12 protein-coding genes are annotated in these 16,368 nt (G+C 62.8%); 8 read left to right on the top strand and 4 right to left on the bottom strand.

All coding sequences use genetic code 11. The annotated features are described in order from the left end of the window. Window positions 1-441 precede the first annotated feature (441 nt). From CD175_RS09320 to CD175_RS09285, 8 genes are all read left to right on the top strand, one after another. Entirely contained in the window at window positions 442-1,497 is a 1,056-nt protein-coding gene (locus tag CD175_RS09320) for an ABC transporter substrate-binding protein (protein ID WP_104448650.1), read from the top strand. Between the two features lie 15 nt (window positions 1,498-1,512). Continuing rightward, a complete protein-coding gene (locus CD175_RS09315; protein ID WP_104448649.1) occupies window positions 1,513-2,259 on the top strand; it encodes a class II aldolase/adducin family protein in 747 nt (248 codons plus the stop codon). 205 nt (window positions 2,260-2,464) lie between these two features. Next, window positions 2,465-3,643 carry an LLM class flavin-dependent oxidoreductase gene (locus CD175_RS09310; protein WP_104448648.1) on the top strand — a complete coding sequence of 393 codons (1,179 nt, stop codon included), beginning with the start codon at window positions 2,465-2,467 and terminating at the stop codon, window positions 3,641-3,643. Window positions 3,644-3,654: 11 nt separating this feature from the next. Then, on the top strand, window positions 3,655-5,226 hold the full coding sequence (locus tag CD175_RS09305) for an ABC transporter substrate-binding protein (protein WP_104448647.1): 1,572 nt from the start codon (window positions 3,655-3,657) through the stop codon (window positions 5,224-5,226). Next, a complete protein-coding gene (locus tag CD175_RS09300) occupies window positions 5,219-6,280 on the top strand; it encodes an ABC transporter permease (protein ID WP_104448646.1) in 1,062 nt (353 codons plus the stop codon). The genes CD175_RS09305 and CD175_RS09300 overlap by 8 nt, the downstream gene beginning before the upstream one ends. A 10-nt stretch (window positions 6,281-6,290) precedes the next feature. Further along, the gene (locus CD175_RS09295) at window positions 6,291-7,136 is read left to right on the top strand and encodes an ABC transporter permease (RefSeq protein WP_104448645.1); all 846 of its coding nucleotides are present in this window, start codon (window positions 6,291-6,293) and stop codon (window positions 7,134-7,136) included. Next, the gene (locus CD175_RS09290) at window positions 7,133-8,935 is read left to right on the top strand and encodes a dipeptide ABC transporter ATP-binding protein (RefSeq protein WP_104448644.1); all 1,803 of its coding nucleotides are present in this window, start codon (window positions 7,133-7,135) and stop codon (window positions 8,933-8,935) included. Before CD175_RS09295 ends, CD175_RS09290 begins: the two co-directional genes overlap by 4 nt. 183 nt (window positions 8,936-9,118) lie before the next feature. Beyond that, the gene (locus CD175_RS09285; RefSeq protein WP_104448643.1) at window positions 9,119-9,577 is read left to right on the top strand and encodes an REP-associated tyrosine transposase; all 459 of its coding nucleotides are present in this window, start codon (window positions 9,119-9,121) and stop codon (window positions 9,575-9,577) included. A 138-nt stretch (window positions 9,578-9,715) separates the two neighbouring features. On the opposite strand, the gene CD175_RS09280 is transcribed toward CD175_RS09285, so the two are convergent. From CD175_RS09280 to CD175_RS09265, 4 genes are all read right to left on the bottom strand, one after another. Continuing rightward, a complete protein-coding gene (locus CD175_RS09280) occupies window positions 9,716-10,801 on the bottom strand; it encodes an LLM class flavin-dependent oxidoreductase (RefSeq protein ID WP_104448642.1) in 1,086 nt (361 codons plus the stop codon). A 40-nt stretch (window positions 10,802-10,841) separates the two neighbouring features. Beyond that, entirely contained in the window at window positions 10,842-13,424 is a 2,583-nt protein-coding gene (locus CD175_RS09275; RefSeq protein WP_104448850.1) for a TonB-dependent receptor plug domain-containing protein, read from the bottom strand. 142 nt (window positions 13,425-13,566) lie between these two features. Next, window positions 13,567-15,153 (bottom strand): ABC transporter substrate-binding protein, encoded by a 1,587-nt coding sequence (locus CD175_RS09270; protein ID WP_104448641.1) that lies wholly within the window; start codon window positions 15,151-15,153, stop codon window positions 13,567-13,569. A gap of 4 nt (window positions 15,154-15,157) precedes the next feature. Beyond that, on the bottom strand, window positions 15,158-16,366 hold the full coding sequence (locus tag CD175_RS09265) for an LLM class flavin-dependent oxidoreductase (protein WP_104448640.1): 1,209 nt from the start codon (window positions 16,364-16,366) through the stop codon (window positions 15,158-15,160). Window positions 16,367-16,368 lie beyond the last annotated feature (2 nt).

The following is a 16,368-nucleotide window of genomic DNA, read 5'->3' as shown; positions in this document are numbered from 1 at the left end:
TCTACCTCTGATAATTGAATGTCTGATGACCACAAAACTGCACAAAATCCGTTGCCGGCGATGGCGCCCTTGATCTCGGCGCAAGGCTCTAAGGCCAATCGCTGGCAAGCCAGCTCCTACACAGGGTTCGTCAGTGTTTCCCGGGTGTTGAAAGGGTCTTGAGCAAGTTCTGCGCCAAGGGCTGCAAAGGCTGTGCAGCTCAGCGTTTGGCGCAGTGCAAGGCGGGTGGGTGTTGCTGAGGAAGCAGCAGGGCGGCGGCGACTGCTCGGACAGCAGCAGTCGCCGCGCAATCTTGCTGGCAGGCCAGCAATCAACGGCTGCGCATCGACCGAAGGCGGGCGCAAAGCCCGGTAAACCGGGGGGATCAACTCTTGGCACGGGCGCTGCAATAGCCCTGGCAACAGTCACCGCGACTGACTTGCCAACCCGATGGAGCTGCCCATGACGCTTGCTGCCAAACAATCCCGACCTGCTTCCCTGAATGAACTGGACCAGATCTGGTTCACCCGTTGCCCGGTGCCGACGGCCTCCGGGATTGCCTACAAGCTCGGCTGGCTCAGCGAGGAGTTCGCCGCCGATGGCCTGCCGGTTTCAACCTTGCAGGAAGCCCGTCAACTGGGTCATCACCACTACGATCACGAGTTGCCGGGGTTGTTTCGTGAAGGCGGCAACGTACCGGCCCTGGCGGCACGCGCGGCCGGTGCACCGAGTCGCCTGATCGGCCTGACCTGGATCGAAGAATGGCAGACCATCCTGGTTCGCCCGGACTCCGGCATTCGTCATCCGCACGACCTCAAGGGCAAGCGCCTGGCGCTGCCGGCCTGGGGAGAAAGCCGTCCCGGGAGCATCGCCCGCGCCATGAGCCTGCATGGTTATAAAGGCGCGCTGAGCCTTGCAGGGCTGGGGTTCGATGACGTCGAACTGGTGGAAGTCGCGTTGCAGGACCAGGAGCGAGCGGCCAACCCGCAGGAAGGGTTGCAGCGTTTGTGGTCGGGCCTCGATTACCTGGTGCGAGGCGAGGTGGATGCGGTGTACGTCAAGGGCGCTTCCGCTGCCGATGCCGCGCGGCGTCTCGGGCTGGTGGTGGGCATCGATCTGGACCTGATCGCCGAGCCACGTTATCGCATCAACAATGGCACGCCGCGTCCGATTACTGTTCACCAGAGCCTGCTCGACAATCACTTCGACCTGGTGGTGCGCTTTCTCGCACAAACCCTCAGCGCCGCTGATTGGGCTGCCAACAACCGGGAGGCGCTGAACGCCATTCTCGAAGAGGAAACCCGCGCCGGCAGCGCCGGGGTCGCCGAGGCCTATCGCGGCGAATTCCACACCACGCTCGCGCCGGACCTGTCTGCGCAGCGTCTTGAGTTTCTCGATACCCAGAAAGATTTCCTGTACCTGCACGGTTTCCTGGAACGCGATTTTTCCATCGCCGACTGGGTCGATCCGCGCCCGTTGCAAGCTGCCCATGAACTGTTGGCCAAGCGCCGCGCCTGAATCCGGAGAACTGCCATGACCGTACTTATCAACGAAAAGCCCGTCACCGAACAATTGATTAGCCAGGAACTGCAAAACTTCATCGACAAGGTGCTGGTCGAGGCTGAAGAAGCCTTCACCGTCTTTCGTGAAACCAACACCATCACCGCCAATGGCACCGTCGGTTTCATCGAGCGCGTACCGGGGCAGGAACTGCTGGTGTCGGTGAACTACGGCGGGCCCTGGAATTACCGCAAGCCCCTGCAGGCCACGGTCACCGACTTTGAAGGCAAGGTGATCTACGGCAAAGGCAAGGGTGGCTTGGGGCGCTACACCAAACTGTTCCAGCAGCACGCCGACATCACCACGGTTTCCCATGTGCACTCGCCGTACCTGGGTGCCTGGGCGCAGACCCATCGCACGCTGCCGTTCCACTACGTGCCGGTGCAGCGTTATCAACTGGCCCGGGAACTGCCGGTGTACATCGACCGCCGTCAGCCGGAAGTCGATTTCATTCTCGACAAGATTGCCGAGAACCCGTTCAACCTGGCGATTCTGGAAGCCAATGGCGGCTCCACCGTGTGGGGCAAGCAAGGCTTGCGCGCCACGGCTGAATTCATCCTGTTGCTGGAAGAGGGCGCGCAACTGCAATTGCTCGCCGACGCCCTGGGCGGCTCCCGTCCTTACGGCCCGGGCGTGCTGACTCAGCAATGGAAAATGAGCGGCCTGTATGAAAAAGCCAGCGGACTGGGCCTGGTACCCGCCATCGACCGCCGAGCCTGATCCACCGACCTCCCGACCACTACACCCCCCCTGTAGGAGCTGGCTTGCCAGCGATGGCGTCCTTCAATGCGATGCAAGTCTCAAGGCCCTCATCGCCGGCAGGCCGGCTCCTACGGTGGAGCGGTGAACAGCGTGTTTTTTTGTGGGAGCTGGCTTGCCAGCGATGGCGTCCGAACGGTCGATACATAATTCAAGGAACACCCTCATGGCAGTAAAGATTCTCTGGTACCTCACCACCCCCGACGGCCCTTACCCATGGGAGCCCGAAGGTCGCTGGAAAACCGACTTCGAGCATTTGAAACAGATCGCCGTGGCCAGCGATCGCCTGGGCTATTACGGCTCGCTGCTGGGCTCCAGCCCCAATGAAAGCCTGGCAGTCTCGGCCGCCTTGATCGACGCCACCCGGCGCCTGCGTTTTCTGGTGGCGCAACATCCGGGTGAACTGTCGCCAGCGGTGCTGGCCAAGTGGGCGTTGACCTTCGATCAATTCTCCAACGGACGCCTGTTGTTCAACGTGGTCAACGGCAATGACGCCGGCCTCGCGACGCTCGGCGTGCATTACCCCCACGACGAACGCTACGACTTCAGCCTCGAATACTGGCGCGCCTTCCAGCGCTTCTACGCCGGTGACACCGCCGGTTTCGACGGCCAGTACGTCAAGCTCGCGCCACGTTCGCCGGCGGCGGCCAGTCATCCGCTGGGTGGTTGGCATCCACCGAAACAGAAGCCGGGCATCCCGTTGTGGGGTGCCGGCACCTCGGGGCCGGGCGTTGCCCATTCGGTGCAATTGCTCGATGTCTACCTGAGCTTCGCCAACACCCCGCCAAAGCTTGGCGAGAAATTCCGCAAAGTGACGGCAGAAGCGGCGAAGATCGGCCGCGAACTGACCTTCGGCACGCGCTTGCAGATCATCGTCCGTGAAACCGAGGAAGAGGCGTGGGCCCACGCCGAGAAACTGCTGCGGCGCACCTCGCTGCAAACCGCGCGGGCTGCGATTGAACGGCAACTGCCACCCGGCGAAACCCTGGAGAGCTTCCACAGCGACGACCCGCAAACCCAGCGCAACGTCGACGCCATTCGTGCCGGTCGGTTGCCCAAGGCCCGTGATCTGGAGATCTACCCCAACGTCTGGCTCGGCCCGAGCCTGTTCGGCTTCAACATCCTTGGCCCGGCCGCCGGTACCTACCTGGTGGGCAGCGCCGAACAGGTCGCCGAACGCATTCGCGAATATGAAGCGCAAGGCACGTCGGCCTTCATCCTTTCCGGTTTTCCGTTGATCGATGAAGCGCAGCGGGTGGCCGATCTACTGTTCCCGTTGCTCGACCTGGATCACGGTTTTGACGTTCCGCGCCTCGGGCGCGCCGTCGCGGTCGAGAAAGCCTGAGGGAGGCGTTGATGAGCGAGGCATTTTCCCGTCGCAGGTTTCTCGGCGACGGCCTGACGGTCGGTGGCGGCCTGATCCTTGGCAGCAGCCTGCTCGGGGGTTGCGACGGCGGCGAGGCGATCAGTGGCGCTGCGGCCTTGTCCGGCACCCCGGTGCAGGGCGGTCGTTTGCGGGTCGGCATTATCGACGGTGATCAATCCGGTAACCTCGATGCCCACAAACCGGTGGGCGGCGGGATCATTCGCGGCTGGGCGCTGTACAGCAAGTTTTGGGAGTGGAACACCGACGTCAGCACGCGGCTGGCCCTGGCGGAGTTCGCCGAGCCCAATGCCGATGCCAGCGCCTGGACCATCCGCATCAAGCCGGGGCTGGAGTTCCATCACGGCAAGAGTATCGGCGCCGACGACATGCTGTTCTCGATCCTGCGTCTGACGGACCCGAAACTGGCTTCGCCATTTGCCGGGTTGGTGGGGGCGATCGACCGCAATGCCTTGCGCAAACTGGACGAGCGCACCATTGAGATCCGCTTCAAGGAAGGCCAGAGCTTCTATCCGCTGGATGAAACCCTGATCAGTTTTGGCGGCATCGTGCCTACGGACTACGACCCCGTGACCAACCCGGTCGGTGCCGGGCCTTACAAACTCAGGAGCTTCATTCCCGGTCAGCGCTCGCTCTACCAGCGCTTCGAAAACTACTACAAACCCGGCCAGCCTTACGCCGATGAACTGGAAATCATCGAGTTCAAGGACCAGGTGTCCCGTGCCGCGGCCCTGCGCGCCGGGCAGATCGACGTAGCGAGCGGCGTGCAGGCCGAGCACAGCGCGCTGCTCAAGGCCGACTCGCGACTGAGGTTGTACGCATCGCCGAGCACCTCGTTCACGGGTTTTAACCTCAACCTGGCCAAGGCACCCTTTCAGGATCAGCGCGTGCGTCAGGCGTTTCGTCTGCTGGCCGACCGGCGTGAGCTGGTCGAGCGCGGGCTCAATGGTTTCGGCCGGGTCGCCAACGACCTGTATTCGCCCCATGACCCGACGTACAACCACGGCATTGCCCAGCGTCCGTACGACCCGGAACAGGCGCGGTCGTTGTTGCGCCAGGCCGGGCACGACGACTTGCGGGTGGAACTGACCACCACACCGGGACCCGGCGTCAATGCGGCGCTGGTGTTTGCCCAGCAGGCGAAGAAGGCCGGGGTCGAGATCAAGGTCACCCAGGTCGATGGCTCGGTGTTCAACGGCCCGCAACGGGAAAACTGGCTGCTGTCACCAGGCTCGACGCCGGCTCGGGGGTTCCTGGCTTCGGCGCTGCACAACGATGCGCCGCAGGCCATCTACAACCGCAGCAATTTCCACGATGAGCGATTCAGTGCGTTGTACCGCCAGGCGCTGGCACAGCCTGATCTGGAACAGCGCAAAGTCCTGGTGCATGAAGCACAAAGCATCCAGCACGAGCGTGGTGGCCTGCTGATCTGGGGCTTCAACGACGTGCTGGACGCGGCGTCGGTGCGGGTCGGTGGTTTGCAACCGGAACAGACGACGTTCGCCTCCTGGCGTTTCGATGAAATGTGGGTGAACCATGTTTGAACCGTCCTGCAAAACCCCGCGTACACCGGCCTGGCTGTCCTGGTTCATCGGGCGATTGGGTTACGGCCTGTTGACCGCGTGGGTCATCAGCCTGGTGGTGTTCATCGCCACCCAGGCACTGCCCTCGGACCCTGCGCGAGTGATCCTCGGCCCCGATGCACCGCTGGAAAGCATCCTCACCCTGCAACGCCAGCTGGGTCTGGATCGGCCGATTCTGGAGCAATACCTGCGTTGGCTCGGGCACGCCCTGAGGGGGGAACTGGGTGTGTCGCTGGACTCCAATGCACCGGTTGGCAGCATTCTGTTCGGGCGTTTTGGCTACACCTTGGCGCTGCTCGCCGGCGTGATTGCCGTGGTCGTGCCAGCCGCCTTGTTGTTGGGCGTGTCCCTGGCCTTGCGCCGTGACAGCCGCCTCGATCGCCGGGTTCTTTCGCTGCTGATTTTCCTCAAGGCCACGCCGGGTTTCCTCTTGGCGATCGGTCTGGTCCTGTTGTTTTCCATGCCACACATGGATCTGCTGCCGGCGGTGTCGATCCTCGATCCGGACAAATCGCTGCTACGCCAATTGCAGTTTCTGGTGTTGCCGGTACTGGCCCTGAGTCTGTCGGCGCTGCCGTACCTGACGCGCATGGTGCGGGCGTCGATGATCGAAGCGCTGGAATCGGACTATGTCGTCGCCGCACGGCTGCGGGGCATTCCCGAGTGGCGCATCGTCTGGCGTCACACCTTGCCCAACGCGCTGATTCCGGCGATCCAGGGAGTGGCCCTGACCCTGCGCACCCTGATCGGCGGGGCGTTGCTGGCAGAGGTGATTTTCAGTTATCCGGGCATCGGCACTTCGCTCAATTCAGCGATACAGATGCGCGACTTGCCGATGATCCAGGCCATCGTGCTGGTGATCACCCTGGGCGTGGTGCTGATCAACCTGCTCGCGGATCTGTTGACCGTGCTGCTGACACCCAAGCTTCGTACCGCCCGCCGGGTCACCCTGATCCGGCGCAACCGTCGGGGCATTCAGCCCTGGTGGCGGCGTTCTCCATCCAAGGCACCTTGAGAGGTGATGCATGACTGATTCGCGACGCGCTCGCTGGCTCCTGTGGCTGGCCGAACCGCAAACCCGCAAGGGCGCGGTGATCACTTCGCTGGTGGTAGCGCTGGCACTTTTGGGGCCGTGGCTGGCGCCCCACAGCCCGACAGAAATGGTCGGTTCGGTGTATGGCGCCCCCGTGGGCAAGGCCTTGCTGGGGTATGACTTTCTCGGGCACGACGTGTTGTCGCGCTTGCTCAGCGGCGGCGTGTCGGTGCTGTGGATGTCAGTGGCGGCGGCCTCGATTGCGTTGCTCGTGGGCAGCTCTCTGGGCCTGTTGGCGGGGTTCTCCCGACGGCGCCTGGATCAATTGATTACCTGGCTGGCGGACGTGTCGCTGGCCTTTCCCGACCTGATTCTGGTGCTGTTGATCGTCTCCATGCTGGGCCGCGCGCCCTGGCTCATTGTGCTGACCGTGGCCATTGCCTTCACCCCCGGGGTCATTCGCCTGGCCCGGGGCAGCGCGGTGGCCGTGGCGGGGCAGGAGTTCGTCGAGGCCGCACAGATGATGGGCTATTCGCGGCGACGGATTCTGTTCAAGGAAATCCTGCCAAACATCCTCACGCCGCTGCTGGTGCACTTCGGCAACATGCTGACCTGGGGCGTGGGCATGCTCTCGGGGCTGAGTTTTCTCGGTTACGGCGTGGCGCCGCCGACCGCTGATTGGGGGCTGATGATCAACGAGAACCAGGCTGGGTTGCTGGTACAGCCCTGGGCGGTGTTGGCGCCGGCCATCCTGATTGGCATCTTTGCCTATGGCACCAACATTCTGGCCGAAGGCATTGGCCGCAGCAGCTCACGGATCGGAGAAAAACAGCCATGAACGCCATTGCCGGGATCGAGTCCCGTTCCTCTGTGCTGAATGCGCAGGTGTTGCAGGTGCGGGACTTGCGGGTCGAGTTGCCGGGACAGATTGATGTGCTGTCCGATGTGACCTTCAGCCTGGAGGCCGGAGAAATTCTTGGGTTGGTGGGCGAATCGGGGTCGGGCAAAACCACCCTGGCGACAGCCTTGCTGGCTCATGCACGAAGGGGGGCGCGGATTGTCGGTGGGCAGGTCGAGGTGTCCGGTCAATCAATGTTGACGTTGCAGGGCGAGGCCTTGCGCCGGGCCCGTGGCAGCCTGATCGGGTATGTGGCCCAGGACCCTGCGACGGCCCTCAATCCGGCGCTGCGTATTGGCAGCCTGCTGCGCGAAACGCTGGGGGCGCATCAGATTCAACTTGATCGCGCCGCACAAGAGCAGCGCATCGTCGAGACACTGCGCGATGTCGGCCTGCCCGACGATGCGCAGTTTCTGCGCCGTTTTCCCCATCAACTGTCTGGTGGGCAGCAGCAGCGGGTGATGCTGGCGCTGGCCTTTGTCCTGCGCCCGGCATTGATCGTCCTCGATGAACCCACGACCGCGCTGGACGTCACCACCCAGGCCCACATCCTGGCGACGTTGCGCCGTTTGTGTAAAAGCCTGGGGGTGGCCGCGGTGTATGTGTCCCATGACCTCGCGGTGATCAAGGACCTGGTGGACCGGGTGATGGTGATGTATGCCGGGCGGATTGTCGAAGTCGCCCAGCGCCCGGCGCTGTTTCATCAGCCGGCGCACCCCTACACGCGGGGCTTGCTGGCGGCGATTCCCGACGTTGCGCAGCGCCGGGATCTTCAGGCGATCCCGGGGCATGCACCGGCACCGGGGCAGCGGCCGTCAGGTTGTGCATTCGCGCCAAGGTGTGCGCGTCGTGTCGCCGCGTGCGCGGTGGTCGAACCGGGACTGCGGGACCTGTCGTCACAGCAAAGGGTAGCGTGCCTGGACCCGCATCTTCAGGCGTTGCCGGTGGTTGGCCCGATACCCGTGTTGGCGGCCATCGAGGCGCCGGCGCGCGCGCCGTTGCTGGAGATCAAGGATCTGAACGTGGCCTATGATCGACAGGTGCTGTTCGATGTTTCTCTGAAGGTGGCCGCCGGGGAGTGCCTGGCGCTGGTGGGTGAGTCCGGCTCGGGCAAGACCAGCCTGGCGCGTGCTGTGGCCGGGCTGGGCGAAAACGCCGAGGGTGAGCTGTTTTATGCCGGTGAGTCGTTGAGTCTGTCGGCGCGCCAGCGTGACGCGGTGCAACGGCATCAGATCCAGTACATCTTCCAGAACCCGTACCGGGCGTTGAACCTACGGCAATCGGTTTATCAGACCCTGAGCGCGCCGTTGGAGCATTTTTTCGGCATAAAGGGTGCTGCCGCACGGGAGCGTGTGGAGGCGGTGCTCAAGCGGGTTTCGCTGCCAGCCTCGGTGGCAGACCTGTATCCCCACAGCCTGTCCGGTGGCGAGCGTCAGCGCGTGGCGATCGCCCGGGCGCTGGTGTGCGAGCCAAAGCTGCTGATCTGCGACGAAATCACCTCGGCGCTGGACGTGTCAGTGCAGGCCTCGATCCTGGCGCTGTTGCAGCAATTGCAACGAGAGGGGTTGACGCTGCTGTTCGTCACCCACGACCTCGGCGTGGTCCGCGCCATCGCCGACCGCGTGCTGGTGCTGAAACTGGGGCGCGTGGTGGAGCAGGGGGAGGTGGACCAAGTGCTGGATCATCCGCAGGCGGCCTATACCCGTACGTTGCTCGAAAACTCCCCGACATTGAGGTGATACCGGCATCGCCATCGCTGGCAAGCCAGCTCCTACAAATGGCCGCTGCGGATACGACCTTGTAGGAGCCGGCTTGCCGGCGATGGCGTTCGTACGGACACATCCGGAACCCGACATTGGCGACGACATTCATCCTCGCGCTCTAGCCTTGTGATTCTGTCTTGAACACAAGAGGGCAATGGAATGCCTGATCTTCCTCACGCGAGCCGGCTACGCGCCGGGCGTTATTCCCAATCCGGACAAATCTATTTGCTGACCGCTGTGACCCGATACCGAGAGCCGTTGTTTACCAATTGGCAGACCGGGCGATTACTGGTGCGGCAATTTCAACAGGCGCACACCGACGATCTGGCCGACTCCCTGGCTTGGGTGGTAATGCCAGATCATTTTCACTGGCTGGTTGAACTGAAGAGCAGCACGCTGCCCGCGTTGATGCTGGCCACCAAATCCCGTAGCGCACGAGCAATCAATGCCAACCTCGGACGCAATGGACGACTATGGCAAAAAGGCTTTCATGACCGGGCCATTCGATGTGAAGAGGACTTGCTGGCGGTGGCGCGTTACGTCATTGCCAATCCGATACGGGCAGGTCTTGTCAGGCGTGTACACGATTACCCATTGTGGGACGCAAAATGGCTGTAGGAGCCGGCTTGCCGGCGATTTGGTAGTGAATGTGCCGCCGCCATCGCTGGCAAGCCAGCTCCTACGGTTGAGCGTTGTGAATACGGTTTTGTAGGAGCCGGCTTGCCGGCGATGGCGTCGATGCGCCTTGCTCCGCTATTACGCCACACGCGCCTTTCGCCGGCGTGCTTCTTCGCGCACCGCCGGGATTATCCAGCGGCCGTAATCAACCGTGTCGTAGAGCGGGTCGTAGCCACGATTGAGAAAGGTGGTCACACCCAGATCCACGTAGTCGAGCAACGCCTGGGCCACGGTTTCCGGGGTGCCGACCAGGGCTGTCGTGTCGCCATAGGCGCCGACGGCGGTGGCGGTGGGCATCCACAGCGCACGGTCGTGACGGTCGCCCAGGGCCGCGGCGGCCAGCAAGCGTTCGGAGCCGGTACCCTTGATGCGTTTTTGCCAGGGACTACCGGCCGCGAACTGTGGATTGGCCTTGATCTGTTCGAGGATCTGTTGCGCCCGTTGCCACGCCAGTTCCTCGGTCGCGCCAAGAATCAAACGCACGGACAGGCTGACCCTCGGCGCCTCCACACCCGCCGCGCCGGCGGCCGCGCGAAGCTTGCCGATCTGCTCGGCCACACCGGTCAAAGGCTCGCCCCACAAGGCATACAGGTCCGCGTGCTTGACGGCGATCTGATAGGCGATATCCGAAGACCCGCCAAAGGAAATCGGAATGTGCGGTTTTTGCAACGGCTTGACCGGTGAGAAGGCACCCTTGATGTTGAAGTACTGCCCCTCGAAGTCGAAAGGCTCTTCAGCGGTCCAGGTGCGCCTGACGATCTCCAGGTACTCATCGGTGCGTTTATAGCGCTCGGTCTTGTCCAGCAGGAAGTCACCTTCTTGGGGCTCGGCGGTGATGCCGGTGATGGCATGCAGGCGAATCCGTCCGCCGCCCGTGGTGTGATCCAGTGTCGCAAAGGCCCTGGCGGCGACGGTCGGCGCGGTGAGGGCCGGGCGGTGGGCGATCATGAACCCCAGGCGCTCGGTGTGCGCGGCGGCGTAGGCGGCGATCTGCAAACTGTCCGCGCTGCCCGGGCCGCTGGCGATCAGCACCCGGTCAAAGCCGGCGTGCTCGTGGGCACGGGCGTGGTGACGGATAAACTCCAGATCGAAATCCGGGCTGCGAACGCCTCGGGTCTCGGACCACTGGCGGGGGAAAATCATGCCGACGAATTCAATGGACATGGGAACACTCCTGGTGGCGATAAGCGGGCTGGCCGCGGGCTTAGAACTGGTAATCCACCTGGGCCAGCAACGTGCGGCCGGGCATGGGTTGCAGGAAGGTATTGGTGGAACCGGCCAGGCCGCTGACGAAGTTCAGTTCGTTGGTCAGGTTGAGCACGCGCAGCGTGGTGCTCCACTGCGGTTGGCGGTAGTACACCGCGAGGTCGAGGTTGTACTCGTCCGGAATTTTCACGGTCTTGCTCAGGTTCAGGTACCAACTGCTCGTCCACCAGCCGGAGAGCTCGGCACCAAAGCCTGAATCAAAGCGATAGTCGATATAGCCACTGGCGGTGTACTCGGGGATCTGTACCGCGTCGAAGCGCCCGGACGGTCGCTGGTTCAGGCTGTTGTTGTCGCCGAACACCGTGCCGTTGTCGGGAATGAAGCCCGCCGAAGCAAAACCGGCCTGGGAGGCAAACTCGTTGTAGGCGCTGAGTTTTGTAAGGTTCAGGGCGGTGCGCAGGTGATTGTCCGGTTGGTAGCGAAGGGTTGACTCCACGCCCTTGATCACCAGGCGGGCAATGTTGTTATTGCTGTCGGGGGACTGGTCCCGTGCCTGCTTGAAAGCGGCCAGGGTCATGAACAGTTCGTTGGGCACGGGTTCGACTTTCAACCCGACTTCGTGCAGCACGCTCAAACTTTCGAACGCCAGCGGGTTGAGCAGGTTCGCGCCAGCGCCGCTGCCCCAGCCCAGGCCGTTGGAGAAGAACCCGGTATTGACCGCCAGTGAACGATCGAAGGTGTAGTACAGCGTGCTGTTTTCGGTCGGTTTGACGTACGGACTGACCTGGAACGCAAACAGTCGGTAATTGTCGCTGTCCTTGCGGGGATTACCGCCGGCCAGCACAAAGGGGTTGTCGATTTCAGCGTCGATCCAGCTCCGGCTCGCGCCGATGTTCAGGCCCGCACGGTCGCCGAAACGCAGATTGTGCTGGGTGAACAACGTCTGGGTGGACCAGGTGCTTTGTGCGGTGTAGGGCGCGACGGATTCGGCGTACAACCCATGGCCAGCCGGGTACATCGGCGGCAGATTCAGCCAGCCATAGGTGTTGGAAAACTGCGGTACGCCGGCCTGGCCGATCCAGGCAGCGTTACCGCCGGCGGGGTTGGCACCGGTCAGTGCCAGCAGATCCCCGGGATTCTTGCCCGACGGGTCCTGGGTCAGGTCATAGGCGTTGATGGTCGAGCCGAAACTGTTGTTGGCGGCGATCGACTGGTTGAACTCGCGGCGGTAGATCAGCCCTGTATTGCTGTCATCACGCAGGGTCAAGCCGCCCAGTTGCACTTCATTGCGCGAGCGGAACTCGAAGCGGTTGTCGAAAATATTGTCCTTGGACTGCACCTGGAACGACCCGACGGCATCGGTCATGTCCCGTGAGCGCTGGTAAAACGTACTGTTGGCCAAGGTGATGGTCGGGGTCAGATCCGCCTCCACCCGCAGTTGCGTGGCGAAGCGTCGCGAGGTGTTTTGATCTTCGTCGCGCTGGCCGGTCTGGGAGGACAGGGAGGTCAGGCCGTTGCCGGCGAGCGAAGGGTCATACACCCAGCCACGCAGGCTGCCAGGGTTGCTGCGGGTGTTGGGGGAGGCGGACTGGAAACTGCCATCGACCGCGCTGTATTGCCCTTGGGCGTTACGCTGGCGCTTGACCCAACCCAGGGTCGGTGCATCGGCGGCGCCGGAGGCCAGTACCGGCGACCACAGGGTGTTGCCGTTCTGGATGATCGGTGTAGCGCGCCCGGCGTAGTATTTGCCGCTGTCCACCAGTTTCTGGTTGGCGCGGTTCCAGCCGTGGGTGATGTTGTAATCGTAGTAGTCGTCGTAACTGGCATTCCAGTCGACGCGCACGTTGTCATTGCGCCAGGCCAGCGCACCGTAGAACGCGTCGAAATTGTTGTCGACGTTGTCGTAGAAGTCTTCCTGACGTTGCTTGGTGATACTGAGCCGATACGCCAGGTTGTCACTCAGCGGCCCGGTGTTATCGACGCTGAATTTCGCGGCGTCGCGGGATTCACCGTCAGGGACCCAACTGCCCACCTCGCCACTGAGCCTGGTTTTGAATTCACTGAAGTTCGGTTTTTTGCTCAGGTAGTTGACGTAACCGCCACTGCCTGACACCGAACCATAGGTTACCGAGGACGGTCCGGCGACGATGTCGGCGCCTTCATAGGCGTTGAAGTTGGCGGGATGGCGTACGCTGTAAGCCCGCTGACCGTCCTGGAACACTTCAGACCCCTGGGCGCGGAACTGCGGCGCGATCCCGGCATTCTGGCCGCCACCGCGAGTGATGCCCGGCGCGTATTTGACCAGGTCGTCGGCGCTGCGGATCGGGTCGTTGGCCAACTGCTCGGCGTTGACCTGGGTGATCGAGCGCGGGGTGTCGATCACCTTGGTTTCGATGCCGCCGTAAACCGACGACTCCGGTCGGGTGGGCAGGGCGTCATCGTCGGAATCGCTGGCGCTGGCTTGCACGGTGACGGTTTGCAGTTGAGTGTCGGCAGCGAAGGTGGGTATCGAAAATGCCGACACCACCGCCATAGCCAGGGCGGAGCGTTTTACAGGCAAACGAAAGGCGATAGAGGGCATGACTGAATGAGCCTCGTGAAAATAATGGGGGGATGTGTAGGAGCTGCCGCAGGCTGCGATCTTTTGATCTTTGATATCGCTGAAAAGCAAGGTCAAAAGATCGCAGCCTGCGGCAGCTCCTACAGGGGGGGCGCGTGTTCTTTCAGCTGGTGTTCTTGAGCCAGAGCTTTTCAAAACGCCAGGTGCTGAACAGCGACTCTTCGGCCGCCGCGCCGCCGACGCGGTTGGCCACGCTGTCGAGCAAATCGGCGTAACCCCAGATCAACATGCCGCCGCGTTCGTACTGGATCTGCTGAACCTGGTGGACCAGGGCCTTGCGCTTTTCCAGGTCGGGTTGGGCCATGGCCGCCAGGAACAATTCGCTGAACTGCGGATCGTTGAAATGGGTCTTGTTCGACACGGCAAACGGCGCGTCGGTATGAATCGCACTGGCCAGGAAGGGCGCGCCGATGCTGCCGCCGGTACTCAGCGTCCAGTCGTTGCGCAGCGGTCCCTGAAAAGTGGCCAGGTCGACCTGCTTGACCTTGAGCGTGACGCCGATGCGCTTGGCTTGTTCCGCCAGCACCAGCGCCGACGTCAGCCCCGGCCCCGGTGTCGTCACCAGTTCCAGTTCAAGGTTTTCATGCCCGGCTTCCTTGAGCAGTTGCGCCGCCCGCTGCGGGTCGTGAGGGCGCGGCCCCAGGCTGTGGTTGAAGGTCGGGTCGCTTGGCGCGTAAAGGTCATTGGCCACGCGGCCCTGGCCGTTGAGCGCCCGGCGTACCAGTTCCTCCCGGTCGGCCAACAGGCGGAATGCCTCGCGTACCCGGGGGTCGTTGAACGGTGGCTTGTCGAGGTTCATGTCGAACGACAACCAGTTGCCGGTCACCGATTTGAGCACCCTGAGCCTTGGATCGCGCTGCAGCACTTCCAACTGCTCGGTGGGCATCACGTTGGCCATGTCGATCTGCCCGGAGCGCAGGGCCGCCAGGCGCGAAACCTGATCCTTGAAGTCAATGATTTCCAGCTCGTCGGCGTAGGGTTTGCCCTCCTTGTAGTAGTTCTCGAACCGCGTGAACAGCGAGCGCTGGCCGGGGGTGAAGCTTTTCAGTTTGTAGGGGCCGGCGCCCACCGGGTTGGACACCGGGTGATAATCCACCGGCACGATCCCGCCAAAATTGACCCAGGTCTCCGCCAGCGGCATATAGCTGCGGCCCTCGCGAAAGTTCAGGCGCACGGTGCGCGAGTCGAGCTTGACCAGGTTGTCGCGGTCCACCCAGTGCAACAGCGCGGCATAGGGCGAGGCCAATTGCGGATCGGTAAGACGGCGTATCGAGAAGATCAGGTCATCGGCATCGATGGTCTTGCCATGGTGGAACTCCAGGTCCGGGCGCAGGCGCAGCGTCCAGCTGCTGGCATCGGCATTCGGTTCGGCGAACTCGGCCAGGGCCAGGCGCGGCTGCATCTGTTCGTCCCATTCCCACAGCTTGCTGTACAGCGCAAAGCCACGAACGATGCCGCTGCCGATGGGTTTGTGCGCGTCGAGGTTGCCGCTCTGATTGCCGTCGAGAATGCCCAGACGCAGGCGTCCGCCGTAGCGCGGCTCAAGGTCGGCAGTCGCGTTGGCGGCGGGCTTCTCGCTGCTCGGGCCGCAGCCGGTGAGCAGTCCGCCACCGAGCAGCAATCCACCGCCAAGCAGGGCGCTGTGGCCGAGAAAATCCCGGCGGCTGATGAATGAGTGATCGTCGCTCATGGCATCAGGCTCCAGCCGGGCCGTTGGCGGAACGCAGTTCCAGCGGCGCTGGAGCAGGGCGGCTCAGTTCGCTGCGCTCGCTGCGAAAGTGCGGCAGGATGTGCTCGCCCAGGCGATAGGCTTCTTCCAGGTGCGGGTAGCCGGCGAGGAAGAACAGATCGATGCCGATGGCGTTGTACTCGCGAATCCGCGCCACCACATTTTCATGACTGCCCACCAGCGCGCAGCCCGGCGGAATGCCGATGTAGCCGAAACCGGTCCAGACGTTAGGGTGGATGAAAAAGTCGTCGAAGCCTTGGGTCTCGGTCTTTTGCGCGAACTGGTTTTCGTAGCTGAGCTTGCGTGCCGTGCGCAATCCGGCATGGGCCGCCACCGCCTTGACCGCGCCCCTGGCGATGCCTTCGTCGAAGAAACGCTTGGCTTCGGTGCGGGCCAGTTCTTCGGTCTCCCGGGTAATGACATCGATCGACAGTCCGAAGCGAATGTCGGTGCGTCCGTACTTCAGGGCGCGTTCACGAATATCGGCAATCAGCGCGGCAATCTCATCCGGATGCTCGGCCCGCATCAGGTAGAAGTCGGCGTGTTTGGCCGCGAATTCCCGGGCCGGGATCGATGAGCCGGCGGTGCAGATCAGTGGCAGCTCGGCCTTCTTCAGGGGCCCGCGCAAACCACCGCCTTCGGCCTTGTAGAATTTGCCCTCGTAGTGGAAGTTCTCGTTGTGCCAATAGCCCTTGACCACGTCCATGAACTCGATGGCCCGTTCATAGCGTTCATCGTGGTCGCTGAAGTCACCGACCTGACGCTGAATCGCATCCGAGCCACCATTGATGATGTTCCAGACCAGGCGGTTGCCGGTGGCGCGCTGATAGGTCGCGGCTTGCTGCACCGCCACCCACGGCGTGTAGTGATAGGGCTGGAACGCCGTGACGAATTTCAGCGTGCGGGTTTCCCGGGCCAGCAGCGAGCAGACGGTCCAGGGTTCTTCGCCCGAGGGGGCGTTGACCATCAGGGCACCGCCGAAGCCGTTGATCTCTGCAGCCTTGGCGATCTGCCCGAGATAATCGATATAGGTGAAGTGGTCACCGACGCTGAATGCCGAGACCGCGCCGGTACTCGGGCCGCCGCAATGCCAGTCGCCACGGTTGCGCGGGTCGCCGGGGAGGAACTGGGTTTCACCGTGAAGCGGCAGGCGGGTGAAAAATTCAATGCTCATGT

This window comes from Pseudomonas laurylsulfatiphila (assembly GCF_002934665.1).
Lineage (GTDB): Bacteria > Pseudomonadota > Gammaproteobacteria > Pseudomonadales > Pseudomonadaceae > Aquipseudomonas > Aquipseudomonas laurylsulfatiphila.
Note: the sequence above shows the minus strand (reverse complement) of the source record. Positions and strands in the feature narration are given on the sequence as shown.

Excerpts from the sequence above, each read along its gene's own strand:
- CD175_RS09320 (WP_104448650.1), top strand. The coding sequence starts at position 442 with ATGACGCTTGCTGCCAAACAATCCCGACCTGCTTCCCTGAATGAACTG.
- CD175_RS09315 (WP_104448649.1), top strand. The coding sequence starts at position 1,513 with ATGACCGTACTTATCAACGAAAAGCCCGTCACCGAACAATTGATTAGC.
- CD175_RS09310 (WP_104448648.1), top strand. The coding sequence starts at position 2,465 with ATGGCAGTAAAGATTCTCTGGTACCTCACCACCCCCGACGGCCCTTAC.
- CD175_RS09305 (WP_104448647.1), top strand. The coding sequence starts at position 3,655 with ATGAGCGAGGCATTTTCCCGTCGCAGGTTTCTCGGCGACGGCCTGACG.
- CD175_RS09300 (WP_104448646.1), top strand. The coding sequence starts at position 5,219 with ATGTTTGAACCGTCCTGCAAAACCCCGCGTACACCGGCCTGGCTGTCC.
- CD175_RS09295 (WP_104448645.1), top strand. The coding sequence starts at position 6,291 with ATGACTGATTCGCGACGCGCTCGCTGGCTCCTGTGGCTGGCCGAACCG.
- CD175_RS09290 (WP_104448644.1), top strand. The coding sequence starts at position 7,133 with ATGAACGCCATTGCCGGGATCGAGTCCCGTTCCTCTGTGCTGAATGCG.
- CD175_RS09285 (WP_104448643.1), top strand. The coding sequence starts at position 9,119 with ATGCCTGATCTTCCTCACGCGAGCCGGCTACGCGCCGGGCGTTATTCC.
- CD175_RS09280 (WP_104448642.1), bottom strand. The coding sequence starts at position 10,801 with ATGTCCATTGAATTCGTCGGCATGATTTTCCCCCGCCAGTGGTCCGAG.
- CD175_RS09275 (WP_104448850.1), bottom strand. The coding sequence starts at position 13,424 with ATGCCCTCTATCGCCTTTCGTTTGCCTGTAAAACGCTCCGCCCTGGCT.
- CD175_RS09270 (WP_104448641.1), bottom strand. The coding sequence starts at position 15,153 with ATGAGCGACGATCACTCATTCATCAGCCGCCGGGATTTTCTCGGCCAC.
- CD175_RS09265 (WP_104448640.1), bottom strand. The coding sequence starts at position 16,366 with ATGAGCATTGAATTTTTCACCCGCCTGCCGCTTCACGGTGAAACCCAG.